The sequence below is a fragment of the Pseudomonas sp. FSL R10-0056 genome (genome assembly GCF_009600105.1).
Taxonomy (GTDB): domain Bacteria; phylum Pseudomonadota; class Gammaproteobacteria; order Pseudomonadales; family Pseudomonadaceae; genus Aquipseudomonas; species Aquipseudomonas bubulae.
In genome coordinates, this window is the sequence record NZ_WIWL01000169.1 from 25,719 (window position 1) to 38,400 (window position 12,682).

Here is a 12,682-nt window from a genome sequence, read left to right on the forward strand (position 1 = left end):
TTCCACCCCGCCCGCCCTCGCCGCAAATTGTGGAAAACAATATTACAACGCTGTGAAAGCGCGACATAAAGCCGCTGCAATTACCTGTTTTGTCATCATTTTGACTTGTCCCCGTTTGCTGTGGAGGTGGCTGTGGGTAACGTGGGAGTAGTTGGCTGTAGCCCTTTATTTACAAGGTGTCCAGCTGGGTGGTTATTTTTCGACCAGCGGCTTTTGCGCAGCCGTTGCGCCGATTTGTCAACAGGTTTGTACGGGTGTAAAGAGCTTCTGGAAATAATGACTAACCTGTGGATAAGTCTGTGGTTAAACTCTGGAAAGAATGCTCCAGGCAGCGTAATTACTGGCCTCTGGCTATCTGGCGGATTTTCCACGGTTGCACCTTTTTGGGGCGTCTGCATGCGGGGTGTGCCCGGGTCAAGTAAAAAAGTCTTACCGATGCTCTCTATCCCTTGTGGATCGGGGCTTTGCGCTTTTTGGAGTTGCCCCCAAAGACTGTGGACGGGCCTGTGGATAAGGTGAGCGCATATGGCTCCAGCCCTTGTTCGTCGTGGCTTGTCGCGTGCTGGTTGTTTTTTGTACAGACTTGTTTTGAAAACACCGCAGGTTGCCGCTGAACGCTAGCCGGGGCATTCTGCTCAACGTCCAATTCAACGGCGGCCGATGCCCGCCAGCCAAGGAGAACATGATGACTTCCACCCTGTTTATTACGGGCGCGACTTCCGGATTTGGTGAAGCATGTGCACGCAAGTTTGCACAGGCAGGCTGGAAACTGGTGTTGACGGGGCGACGCGAAGACCGTTTGAAAGCATTGTGCGAAGAGTTATCCAAGCAAACCGAAGTACACGGCCTGGTGGTGGATGTGCGCGACCGTGCCGCGATGGAAGCGGCGATTGCCGGTTTGCCACCTTCGTTCAGCACATTGCGTGGGCTTATCAACAACGCGGGCCTGGCCCTGGGCACCGACCCTGCGCCCAAATGCGACCTCGACGATTGGGAGACCATGGTCGACACCAATATCAAGGGCCTGCTCTATACCACCCGCCTGCTGTTGCCACGACTGATTGCCTACGGCCGTGGTGCCGGGATCGTTAACCTGGGTTCCATCGCGGGTAGTTATCCTTACCCCGGCAGCCATGTGTATGGCGGTACCAAGGCGTTTGTAAAACAGTTCTCCCTGAACCTGCGCTGCGATTTGCAGGGCACGGGCGTGCGGGTCAGCAACGTTGAGCCGGGCCTGTGCGAGAGCGAGTTCTCGATGGTGCGCTTTGGCGGCGACAAGGCTCGCTACGACGCGACCTATCAGGGCGCCGAACCGATTCAGCCAGAAGACATCGCCGAGACCATTTTCTGGGTGCTCAATACTCCGGCCCACGTCAACATCAACCGCCTTGAGCTGATGCCCGTCACGCAGTCCTGGAGCGGTTTTGCCATCGAGCGCCACGCCAAGGAGTAAACTCACCCCTGGCAGCCCACCTGCGACCTCCTGAGGGGGTCGCATTCAATCGGGCTGAAAAGGAGTTTGTGTGAGTAACCGTGGTGAGCAGAAACTGCTCAAGCAATCGACCGTTCTAATGTTCGCGGTGGCCATTGCCGGCATCGTGACGGGTTTTATTTCGGGTTCCGAATCCATCATGTTCGATGGGTTTTTCTCTCTGATCGCGACTTTTATCAAAGTGCTGATGCTGATTACGGCGCAACTGATCGCCAAGGAAAGCAACCAGCGTTTCCAGTTCGGTTTTTGGCACCTTGAGCCCATGGTGCTGCTGATTGAAGGCAGCTTCCTGTTGTTGATTGCGATCTACGCCTTTCTCAATGGCGTGTTCGGCATTATCAATGGCGGGCGTGATATCGAACTGGGGCTGGTGATCGTCTATGCGGCGGTGTTCACCGTTGTTGAATTTGCCTACTACTTCTGGGTAAAGCGCAAAAATCGCAAGCTCAAGTCAACCCTGATCCAGTTCGATAATGTCAGCTGGCTGGTGGATGCCATGTTGTCGGTGGGGCTGTTGATAAGTTTTGTCACGGCGTTGCTGTTGAAGCAGCAGGGTTATGCACAGTGGGCCGCTTATGTTGACCCGGGGATCCTGATTTTGCTGGCGCTGAGCATGCTTGCGCCGGCGTTCAAGATCCTCAAGCCGGCCTTGCGTGATGTGCTCGGGATTGTCCCGGATGCGCTGGATGACAAGGTGCGGGATGTGCTCGAGGAAATGTCGGCGCGGCATGGTTTTGAAGGCTACAAAACCTATGTGCAGAAGCACGGGCGGGCACGGTTTATAGAGATTCATATCGTGTTGCCGGCAGGTTATCCACTGACCAGCGTGAAGACCCTTGATGCACTGCGCGAAGAGATCTCCGGGCTGCTGGGTGCCGCGGACAGTGCGCGCTGGCTGACCATCAGCTTTACCGGTGATCGTAAGTGGATTGCCTGAGCCAGCCTTGAGTGGTGGGAGCGGGCTTGCTCGCGATTCAGGCGGCGCGGTTTGTCAGGACTATTTCGGTGATGCCATCGCGAGCAAGCCCGCTCCCACAGCTGTTGGTGTTAGCCGAGGTATTGCGCCAAACCGCTGTAACAGGTGGCCAGATGATAAGGCGTGGTCGACGGCATATCCTCGCGGCTGACCTTGCCCGCGCCATCGCGGCATTCGTACCAGCCACCGGCATGTAGAAACTTCTGCTGCAGCGCCAGCAATTGACGCTGCACCTGTGCCTGGTTGTTCGGGCGTAAGGTCAGGGCGCGCAGGTACTCGGCCTGTGCCCAGATACGCTGGGTACCATCGCGCAGGCTGCCATCAGGGGCCAGCATGCCGCACACCGCGCCGCTCTGCGGGTCGACCCCCACCTGCTCGGCAAACCCGAACGCCCGCTCCAGCGAACCGTGCAACGGCGTCTGGCGCAGCAGTGGCGAAGACTCCAGCAAAAAGAACCACTCGAATTGATGCCCCGGTTCAAACCAGTTATCCACAGCTCCGAGCGGTTTTTCCAGCATGACGTTATGCACAGGCTCGATAAAGCGCTGTTGCATACCCTCGGCCAGGGCCAGCAAGGCCGTCTGCACTGGCTTATCGTCACGTACCGACAAAGTGGCCAGGAACGCTTCGGCCAAGTGCATCAACGGGTTTTGCAGCGGGCCGCTGCCCAGTGGCGACCAATCCCGCTCCAGGCTGGCTTCATACAGGCCGTTGCCGTCACTGAAACGTTCAGCCACCACTGCCAGTGCGCCATTGAGCGCCGACGCCACCTGTGGTTCGCGCACTTTCGCCCAGTAATGGGCACAGGCAAAGATGATAAAGGCGTGGGTGTAAAGGTCTTTGCGTTGATCCAGCGGCGCGCCATCGGGGCCGATGCTGTAGAACCAGCCACCGTGCTCGGCGTCATGAAAATGCAGGTGCAGCGAGCGGAACAGTTCAGCAGCGCGTTCGGCGGCACCGGGGAACGCCGGGTCGTCGATCAGGCTGGCGAACAGGTACAGCTGCCGTGCGCAAGCCATTGCCCGGTAGCGATGGGGTGGCAGCGGCTGGTGCGTGGGGCTCAAGGCCTCGAAGGGCAGTGCGAGTTCGGCATTCCAGCCGGGGCCTTGCCAGAGCGGCACGATGACCTGGCGAAAATGCTGCTGTACTGCCGCAAATTGGGCGGTCAGTTCAAGCGGGAAGTCGGAGCTGGCTACATCAGGCATCGGTGGGTGTCGTCACGGCTGGGGCGATTGCGCGACATGATACACCGTGATTCCCCGGATGATCTCAACTCTGTGGGAGCGAGCCTGCTCGCGATGGCATCGCTGCGTTTTTCTGATGTACCCCGTCGCGGCCATCGCGAGCAGGCTCGCTCCCACAGATGATTTCACCGCTATTGGATCAACAATCCTTGACGCTCAATAAACGCCACGATGGTGTCCAGGCCATGTCCGGTCTTCTGGTTGCTGAACACAAAGGGTTTTGCACCGCGCATGCGCTTGGTGTCGCTGTCCATCAGTTCCAGCGATGCGCCCACCAGCGGCGCAAGGTCGATTTTGTTGATCACCAGCAGGTCCGATTTGCAGATCCCCGGCCCGCCCTTGCGCGGCAACTTGTCCCCGGCGGACACGTCGATCACGTAAATGGTCAGGTCGGACAGCTCCGGGCTGAAGGTGGCCGACAAGTTATCCCCACCCGATTCCACCAGAATCAGATCAAGGCCGGGAAAGCGTCGGTTCAACTGATCCACAGCTTCCAGGTTGATCGACGCATCTTCACGAATCGCTGTGTGCGGGCAGCCGCCGGTTTCTACACCAATGATCCGCTCTGGCGCCAGCGCCTCATTGCGCACCAGAAAGTCAGCATCTTCACGGGTGTAGATATCGTTGGTGACGACGGCCAGGTTGTACTTTTCCCGCAGGGCCAGGCACAGGGCCAGGGTGAGCGCAGTTTTGCCGGAGCCTACCGGGCCACCGATGCCAACACGCAAAGGCTGTGTGTTCATTGCTTTCTCCTAGGAACGAAACAGGCGGCTGTACTGGCGCTCGTGGGCCATGCTCGCCAAAGACAGGCCGAAAGCGGCACTGCCAATGTGGGATAAGTGGAGGCTACTAGCGTGTTGCTGGGCCTGCTGCAACGCAGCCGACAGTTCGCTGGTCATGCGCTGGGCCGCTTGCTGGCCCAGGGGCAGGGTTTTCATCAGCACGGCCAACTGGTTTTCCAGCCAGCTCCAGAGCCAGGCGGCCAATGCGTCCTGTGGGTCGATGCCCCAGGCGCGGGCGGCCAATGCCCAGCCCAGCGCCAGATGGGGCTCGGCCTGTTGTGCGAGAAACTCGCGTGCGGGCTCGTCCAGCTCCGGTAAGCCGGTGAGTAACTGTTGCAGGGAATACCCCATTTGCCGGCTTTCCTGATGCAGTTCGCGGGTTTCACGGCTGGCGCGATGCTCGTCACACAAACGCTGCAAAGCGTTCCAGTCTTGATCCGCTGCGGCCTGACAGTGGGCGAGCAACAAGGGCGCCTCGAAGCGGGCGAGGTTGAGCAGCAATTGATCGCGGATCCAGCGCGCTGCCGTGGCCGGGTCAGCCACGCGGCCGTTTTCAACGGCCATTTCCAGCCCCTGGGAATAGCTGTAGCCGCCAATGGGCAGCTGCGGGCTGGCCAGGCGCAAGAGCGCCCAGGCCGGGTTCACAAGCGCACACCAAACTGATGCAACCGCGGGGCGTAGTTGAAATCCTCTTCGCCCGCACGGGAGTGGTGATGGCCACCGCCATAGGCGCCGTGTTCGGGCTGAAACGGTGCTTCGATGGCCTCGATATGGGCACCCAGTTGCTCCAGCATGGCCTTGAGCACGTAGTCGTCAAGCAGGCGTAACCAGCCATCACCCACTTGCAGGGCGACGTGGCGGTTGCCCAGGTGATAAGCGGCGCGGGTCAGTTCAAAAGCATTGCAGCAGGTGACATGCAGGAGCTTTTCGGGGCTGGCACAGACGCGCACGATGCGCCCGTCCTGAGCCTGCAGAAATTCGCCATCGACCAGCGGTGACTGGCCACGGTCAAGGAACAGGCCGACATCTTCGCCGCTGCTGCTGAAACAACGCAGGCGACTTTTGCTGCGGGCTTCGAAGTTCAGGTGTAACTCGGCGCTCCACACGGGGTGGGACTGGACTCTGCGATGAATCACCAGCATCGGAAGGCTTCCTGCAATGGACATTACTCCAACCACAGCAAGGGGCTTGCCAACCCGGTCGGAGGCTGCAAATGCAGGCCCAAAAAGGGTGCAGAAAGATGAAGATGTTCTATATAAGTGCGCAATCTGCGCATCGGCGCACCAATGGGGTGCGCTTGCGATTACTCGGTACTGCCCAGGCCTTTCCAGTGCTTGAGCCCGATAAAAATAAAGCGCAGTTGCTGACTGATCTTGGCCTGGGGCTGCAGGTGATCGGGCAGTGAATCTGCAGGCGGGTCGATCACGTCGGGCAAGGCGGCAAATACGCTTTTGACCACCAGATCGGCGATCACGGTAAGGCCGGCATGATTCAGGTGCGCTAACTTGGGCTTGGAGCCAAGGTCGGCCGCCAGATCCGAAGTGATGTCTTCGCGCAGGGCGCCAATGGCCTGGCGAACCGGTTGCGAACCGCCGTATTGCTCGCGGGCCAGAAACAGAAACTGCGAGCGGTTGGCTTCTACCACGTCGAGAAAAATTCGCACCGAGGCGTTGATCACACCGCCCATAAACAGTTCGTTGTGACGCACCAGGCGAATGGTTTCACGAAAGGTCTGGCCGACTTCACTGACCAGGGCCAGGCCCAGTTGGTCCATGTCGCTGAAATGGCGATAAAAACCGGTCGGCACGATGCCAGCGGTCTTTGCGACTTCGCGCAGGCTCAGGCTGCCAAAGCCGCGACCCGACTCCATCAAGTGGCGGGCAGCATCCATCAGCGCAAGGCGGGTTTGTTGCTTCTGTTCGGCACGAGGCAGCATCGGGGCTGGTATTCCAGACAAGTACAGCGGCGCACTCTAGCAAATCGGCTTTGATGACGTCGAACGGTGTACTGCACAAAGTGTGGGGGCGGGCTTGCTCGCGATGCAGGTTACGCGGGCTAGCGGATCAGCGGCAGGGATGCATTGGCGAGCAAGCCCGCTCCCACACCTGCGAAAGGCTTAGCTCGCATGCTTGTTGCGTTCTGCCAGACGATCAGCGCCACCTTCGGCGACAAACTGGCTGCCCGGAGTGCGATCGTAGCCATCTTCGGCATAGCTGTTTTGTTGGTCCAGGGTACGTTGTGCGCCGTCTTCGGCAACCGGGTTGAGCGGCTGGCTCAAGGAGCTCGATGCTGGTTGGGCCATTGGGGTCGGCTCTTCATCGGCAGGCATGGCGAAGGCGTTGAAGGCCATCAGTGAAAGGGAAAGACCAAACAGGACTGGGCGTTTCATGGTGTGTGCTCCGTAGCAATGCAACTAAGTAGGTGTGATGGCAATGCTACGCTTGGCTGCCGGATATCAAAGTTCATACGGCCAATGGTGATAATCGACAAAATTGATTGTTCAGGCTGGGAGGCTCTAGCCCGGGGCTTTTGAAATTTTTTATACGAAAGCCGTACCGGGGTTAAACCTTCCGGCGTCTTTGCCAGTCGTACATTTATGGCGTCGTAACTGGGACGTTCTGTGGAATTCAAGGAGCCGTGACATGACGCGCACCCGTAAGACCCTTGCCTGGGCAGGCGGTATTTTCGTTCTGCTGGTGGCCGTGCTGGTGGTGATCCTCGCTACCTTCGACTGGAACCGCATCAAGCCGACCATCAACAGCAAAGTGTCTGAAATCCTCCACCGCCCGTTTGCTATTAACGGTGACCTGGCTGTGCGCTGGCAGCGCGAAGAGGATCAGGGCGGCTGGCGGGCCTGGGTGCCGTGGCCCCATGTGATTGCTCAGGACCTGACCCTGGGCAACCCCGAGTGGGCGAAAACTGCGCAAATGGCCAGCCTGAAAAGAGTCGAGCTGCGCCTGTCGCCGCTGGCGCTGTTGACCCAAACCGTGGATATCCCGCGCATCAATCTGACAGAGCCCAGCGCCAGTCTTGAGCGCCTGGCTGATGGCCGGGCGAACTGGACCTTTACCTTCGACCCCAAGGACCCGGATGCCGAGCCTTCAGCCTGGACGCTGGACATCGGTGCTATCGGCTTCGACAAGGGGCATGTGACCCTCAATGACCAGACCCTGAAAACCCGACTGGACGTGTTGATCGACTCGCTGGGCAAACCCATCCCGTTTAGCGAGATCGTCGGCGAAAAAGACGCGAAAAAGGCCCTGGAGAAGGGCGGCAAACCGCAGGACTATGCGTTCGCCCTCAAGGTCAAAGGCCAGTACCACGGTCAGCAGCTCAACGGCAGCGGTAAAATTGGCGGTCTGCTGGCATTGCAGGACGCGACACAGCCTTTCCCGTTGCAAGCCCGGGTCAGCATTGCCGACAGCCATGTCGAGCTGGCCGGGACCTTGACCGACCCGCTCAATCTGGGTGCCTTGGACCTGCGCCTGAAATTGGCCGGTACCAGCCTGAGTAACCTCTATCCGTTGACCGGCGTGACCTTGCCGGATTCGCCGCCGTACTCCACCGACGGCCATTTGACCGCCAAACTGCGTGAAGCCAGTGGCGCGACCTTCAGCTATGAAAATTTCAACGGCAAAATCGGCAGCAGTGATATCCATGGCGATCTGAAATACGTGGCCAGCCAGCCGCGGCCCAAGCTGTCCGGCAAGCTGGTGTCCAACCAGTTGCTGATGGCTGACCTGGGGCCGTTGATCGGTGCCGACTCCAACACCCAGCAAAAAGCCCGGGGCAGCGAGAGCAAGCAGCCTGCGGGCAAGGTGCTGCCGGTGGAAGAGTTTCGCACCGAGCGCTGGCGCGATATGGACGCAGACGTAGAACTCACCGGCAAACGTATCGTGCAAAGCGCCGAGCTGCCGTTTACCGACCTCTACACCCATGTGGTGCTCAATGATGGCGAACTGAGTCTTGAGCCGCTGCGTTTTGGCGTGGCAGGTGGCAAGCTGGATGCGCAGATTCGTCTCAACGGCCGTGCTGCGCCCCTGAAAGGCAGCGCCAGGCTGACCGCGCGCAACTTTAAACTCAAGCAACTGTTTCCCACCTTTGAGCCGATGAAAACCAGCTTCGGCGAACTCAATGGTGATGCCACGATTACCGGTACCGGCAATTCGGTGGCCAAGTTGTTGGGCACCGCCAACGGTGATCTGAAGATGATCATCAATGACGGCGCTATCAGTCGCAGCCTTATGGAAATTGCCGGCCTGAACGTAGGCAACTATGTAGTGGGCAAGATTTTTGGCGACGAGGACGTGAAGATCAACTGCGCGGCAGCGGACCTGGGGATCAAGAACGGGCTGGCCAGTACCCGATTGTTTGTTTTCGATACCGAGAACGCGATTATCTATATCGATGGCACGATCAACCTTGCTACCGAGCAGCTGGACTTGAAGATCACTCCAGAGTCCAAGGGCTTGCGTCTGTTTTCGTTGCGTTCACCGCTGTATGTACGCGGTACCTTTGCCAACCCGTCAGCGGGTGTGCAAGCCGTGCCGCTGCTGTTGCGTGGTGCGGGCATGGTGGCATTGGGTGTGATTGCAGGGCCGGCGGCGGGATTACTGGCGTTGGTCGCCCCAAGCGGTGGCGAACCCAACCAGTGCGCGCCGCTGCTGCAACAAATGCAGCAGGGCAAGGTGCCGAAGACGGTGAAGTAGATCAAAAGTCCCTCACCCTCTCCCGGAGGGAGAGGATGAGGGGACTAAAGGCAAAAGTGGATCCGGGCAACGCCACCAGTTGACTCCCTCTCCCTGCGAAGGCTTGAGCCGGACATCGAAAGCGGGCAGGGAGAGGGCTGGGGTGAGGGCTAAATCACGCCGCCCGCAACGGCGTAGTCCAGCGCTCCGACAGAATTACCCCTCCCAGAGTCAGCGCCCCGCCAATCAGGTGATAGGCATGTAGTTGCTCTTTGAGCACCACCGCTGCGATCAGCGCGGTAATCAACGGCAGCAGGTTGAAGAACAGCGTGGTACGGCTCGGGCCAAGGTTGGCCACGGCTTTCATCCAGGCCAGCGGTGCGATCATCGACGCCAGCACACAGGCATAAAGCACCAGCCCCATGTTATGCACCGTTGGCCCGACCTTAGGTGAGGCCAGGTACAGCGGAAACAACACCACAATCGCCACCAGCACCTGCATATACAGCATCTGCAGCGGCGGCAGGCGCAGTTGCCATTTTTTCAGCAGGGTGCTGTAAACCGCATAGGCCAGGGTGGCGACCAGCATCATCGCGTCACCCAGGTTCAGGCCATGATCAAGCAAGGCCGCCAGGCTGCCGCTCGACACCACCACCAGTACCCCGACAAACGATACGACCGCGCCCACCAAGGCCCCGGCAGTCAGGCGCTGCCCCAGGCTGATAATCGACATGCTCAGCACCATCAGCGGCATCAATGACAGGATAATGCCCATATTGGTCGCCGACGTACGGGCCGCCGCGTAGTAGGCCAGGCTCTGGTACACCGCCATGCCGAGCACGCCGAGGATGAAAATCTTGCCCAGGTTGGGGCGGATGATCGGCCAGTTGCTCATCACCGGCTTGAGCATAAAGGGGGTAAACAGCAGGCCAGCCAGCAGCCAGCGATAAAAGCCGATCTCGGACGGGAAGATCGCTCCCACCGCAAGCTTGTTGATAACGGTATTGCCGGCCCAGATCAAAATGGCCAGTAGCGGGTAAGCGTATTGCATCGGTGACAACCACAGGGTTAATGAGCTGTGATTATCCGCTTGTCTGTCTGCGAGCCTATACTGCGATCCAGCCAACCTCACCCCGTATCCAGACAGCATGCACAAGAATCTGATCAACGTCCCCGAGTTCGACGGTCTGCCAGCGCCGGTTTACTTTCGCTATGCCGAGATTGAGGCCCACAGCCATGCCGTGCCCCATACCCATGCCTGGGGCTCACTGGATTATGTGGCCCACGGTGTGATGCGCTTTGAAGTCGATGGCCGGCGCTTTATGTCGCCGCCGCAATACGCGGTCTGGGTGCCGCCCAACACCGAGCACAGTGCCTACAACGCCCAGGCTATTGTTTACCGTTCGGTGTATCTGGATGCCGTGCATTGCCAGCACTTGCCGACCACCCCGGTCACCCTGGCTATCAGCGATATTCTCAAGGCCATCCTCAGCGACTTTGCCCGCCGCGATATCAATATCCCGCAAAGCGAAGCCGATATAAGGCTGGCCCGGGTGCTGGTCGATCAATTGCGCCAGGCACCGGTGCATCAGTGCTTCTTGCCTTATGCCAGCCATCCGGGCCTGTTGCTGGTGTTGGAAGCGCTGCAACAGAGCCCAGGCGACAACCGCCCGTTGGGCCAGTGGGCGCAGCAGGTGCATGTCAGCGAACGTACATTGGCGCGGGTGTTTGTGCGGGAACTGGGCATGAGCTTTGGCGAGTGGCGTCAGCGTCTGCGGTTTCTGGCCGCGATTGAGGCGCTGGAATCGGCGCGCAGCGTGCAGGACGTGGGCTTCGACCTGGGTTACAGCACCTCGTCGGCGTTTATCGCAATGTTCCAGCGCCAGGCCGGATGTACCCCGGAGCAGTATCGACGTCAGGCACGAGTGCTGTAACAGAGTTTGTCTACACTTCAGGAATCGCGCTGCCCGTTGGCGCGCCAACAAGGAGAAAACTCCATGAAGATGCTGCGTGTTCCTTTGCTGATGATAGGTCTGCTCCTGTGTTCCCAGGGCTTTGCGGCCACGGCCCAACAAAACAAAATGACCACCTGTAACGCTGACGCCAGTGCCAAGGCCCTCAAGGGCGATGAGCGCAAAGCCTTTATGAGTACCTGCCTCAAAGCCAAGCCCGCGACGCAGCAGGACAAGATGAAAACCTGCAATGCCACCGCCGGCACCCAGGCCCTCAAGGGCGATGCGCGCAAAGCCTTTATGAGTGATTGCCTGAAGAAAAAATGATCGGCACTGTGGGAGCGGGCTTGCTCGCGATGGCCTCACTGCGGTTTAACTGACATACCGCAGCGCCTGATTCGCGAGCAAGCCCGCTCCCACAGGGTGTATGCCCTCCCGCCAGTCACAAATTCTAGTGCTCGCAGCTGAAGGCTGGCAGACTGCTTGTCCTTTCACGCTGTCAGTTTTGAGGCTGTATGCCATCGTTTTCTCAGCGTCACATCGTCTTGGCCAGCTACATCATTATTGCTGGCGGCCTGCTATTGGTTTTCCCGTTGCGTTTGTTGCCCAGCCTGCTGGCGGGCTTGTTGGTGTTCGAACTGGTCAATATGCTCACCCCGCAATTGCAGCGTCTGATTGCCGGGCGCCGTGCGCGCTGGCTGGCGGTGGCTTTGCTGGGTACGGTGATTGTCAGCGTACTGGCGCTGATCTTTGCCGGTGCCATCAGTTTTCTGTTGCATGAGGCGGAAAACCCCGGCGCTTCACTGAATAAATTCATGGCCGTAGTCGATCGGGCCCGCGGCCAGTTGCCGCCGTTCCTGGACAGCTACCTGCCAGCCAGTGCTGCCGAGTTCCGGATTGCCATCGGGCAATGGATGAACAAGCACCTCAGCGATCTGCAACTGGTGGGCAAAGACGCCGCGCATATGTTCGTGACCCTGCTGATCGGCATGGTGCTGGGGGCCATCATGGCCTTGCAGACCATTCCTGATATCAGCCGCCGCAAGCCGCTGTCGGCTGCGCTGTTCGAGCGTCTGCACCTGCTGGTACAAGCCTTTCGCAATATCGTTTTTGCGCAAATCAAGATCGCGCTGCTCAACACGGTATTTACCGGGATCTTTCTGGCTGTAGTCCTGCCGCTGCTGGGCGTGCATCTGCCGCTGACCAAAACCCTGATCGTGCTGACCTTCCTGCTGGGTTTGCTGCCGGTGATTGGCAACCTGATTTCCAACACCCTGATCACTATCGTCGGTTTGTCGCTATCGATCTGGGTGGCGATCGGGGCGCTGGGTTATCTGATTGTTATCCACAAGCTGGAATACTTCCTCAACGCCAAGATCGTCGGCGGGCAAATCAGTGCCAAGTCGTGGGAATTGCTGCTGGCGATGCTGGTCTTTGAAGCAGCCTTCGGCCTGCCGGGCGTGGTGGCGGGGCCGATCTACTATGCGTATTTGAAGAGTGAGTTGAAGCAGGTGGGGTTGGTGTAACGGCTTGCCCCAACCCTCTCCC

13 protein-coding genes are annotated in these 12,682 nt (G+C 59.0%); 6 read left to right on the top strand and 7 right to left on the bottom strand.

Features of this window, described 5'->3' with window-relative positions; genetic code table 11:
- The first annotated feature begins 685 nt into the window (after positions 1 to 685).
- Together GHO42_RS09515 and GHO42_RS09520 are read left to right on the top strand one after the other, a co-directional pair.
- Positions 686 to 1,453, top strand: coding sequence for an SDR family oxidoreductase (locus tag GHO42_RS09515; protein WP_095017672.1), 768 nt, complete (start codon positions 686 to 688; stop codon positions 1,451 to 1,453).
- Positions 1,454 to 1,523: 70 nt separating this feature from the next.
- Positions 1,524 to 2,429 carry a cation diffusion facilitator family transporter gene (locus GHO42_RS09520; RefSeq protein ID WP_178126975.1) on the top strand — a complete coding sequence of 302 codons (906 nt, stop codon included), beginning with the start codon at positions 1,524 to 1,526 and terminating at the stop codon, positions 2,427 to 2,429.
- 110 nt (positions 2,430 to 2,539) lie between these two features.
- Here the strand turns inward: GHO42_RS09520 and GHO42_RS09525 are convergent, their stop codons facing one another.
- The 6 genes from GHO42_RS09525 to GHO42_RS09550 all read right to left on the bottom strand — a co-directional run bounded on the left by GHO42_RS09525 (position 2,540) and on the right by GHO42_RS09550 (position 6,883).
- Entirely contained in the window at positions 2,540 to 3,673 is a 1,134-nt protein-coding gene (locus GHO42_RS09525) for an AGE family epimerase/isomerase (protein WP_153327710.1), read from the bottom strand.
- Positions 3,674 to 3,843: 170 nt separating this feature from the next.
- Positions 3,844 to 4,455, bottom strand: a complete 612-nt coding sequence (ureG, locus tag GHO42_RS09530; RefSeq protein WP_095000984.1) for an urease accessory protein UreG — start codon at positions 4,453 to 4,455, stop codon at positions 3,844 to 3,846.
- Positions 4,456 to 4,464: 9 nt separating this feature from the next.
- Positions 4,465 to 5,139, bottom strand: a complete 675-nt coding sequence (locus tag GHO42_RS09535) for an urease accessory protein UreF (RefSeq protein ID WP_095017670.1) — start codon at positions 5,137 to 5,139, stop codon at positions 4,465 to 4,467.
- Positions 5,136 to 5,636: an urease accessory protein UreE gene (ureE, locus tag GHO42_RS09540; RefSeq protein WP_095017669.1), complete on the bottom strand. Its 501-nt coding sequence runs from the start codon at positions 5,634 to 5,636 to the stop codon at positions 5,136 to 5,138. The genes GHO42_RS09535 and ureE overlap by 4 nt, the downstream gene beginning before the upstream one ends.
- A gap of 161 nt (positions 5,637 to 5,797) precedes the next feature.
- On the bottom strand, positions 5,798 to 6,430 hold the full coding sequence (locus tag GHO42_RS09545; RefSeq protein WP_095000987.1) for a TetR family transcriptional regulator: 633 nt from the start codon (positions 6,428 to 6,430) through the stop codon (positions 5,798 to 5,800).
- Positions 6,431 to 6,610: 180 nt separating this feature from the next.
- A complete protein-coding gene (locus tag GHO42_RS09550; protein ID WP_095000988.1) occupies positions 6,611 to 6,883 on the bottom strand; it encodes a hypothetical protein in 273 nt (90 codons plus the stop codon).
- 253 nt (positions 6,884 to 7,136) lie between these two features.
- Here GHO42_RS09550 and GHO42_RS09555 point away from each other — a divergent pair, with 253 nt between their 5' ends.
- Positions 7,137 to 9,203 (top strand): AsmA family protein, encoded by a 2,067-nt coding sequence (locus tag GHO42_RS09555; protein ID WP_095000989.1) that lies wholly within the window; start codon positions 7,137 to 7,139, stop codon positions 9,201 to 9,203.
- Between the two features lie 154 nt (positions 9,204 to 9,357).
- Here the strand turns inward: GHO42_RS09555 and GHO42_RS09560 are convergent, their stop codons facing one another.
- Positions 9,358 to 10,233 carry a DMT family transporter gene (locus GHO42_RS09560; protein WP_095000990.1) on the bottom strand — a complete coding sequence of 292 codons (876 nt, stop codon included), beginning with the start codon at positions 10,231 to 10,233 and terminating at the stop codon, positions 9,358 to 9,360.
- A 97-nt stretch (positions 10,234 to 10,330) separates the two neighbouring features.
- Between GHO42_RS09560 and GHO42_RS09565 the strand changes: the two genes are divergently transcribed.
- The 3 genes from GHO42_RS09565 (at position 10,331) to GHO42_RS09575 (ending at position 12,660) form a co-directional block, all read left to right on the top strand.
- Entirely contained in the window at positions 10,331 to 11,116 is a 786-nt protein-coding gene (locus GHO42_RS09565; RefSeq protein WP_153327712.1) for a helix-turn-helix transcriptional regulator, read from the top strand.
- A gap of 63 nt (positions 11,117 to 11,179) precedes the next feature.
- Entirely contained in the window at positions 11,180 to 11,461 is a 282-nt protein-coding gene (locus GHO42_RS09570) for a PsiF family protein (RefSeq protein ID WP_095000992.1), read from the top strand.
- 188 nt (positions 11,462 to 11,649) lie between these two features.
- Positions 11,650 to 12,660: an AI-2E family transporter gene (locus GHO42_RS09575; protein WP_095000993.1), complete on the top strand. Its 1,011-nt coding sequence runs from the start codon at positions 11,650 to 11,652 to the stop codon at positions 12,658 to 12,660.
- Positions 12,661 to 12,682 lie beyond the last annotated feature (22 nt).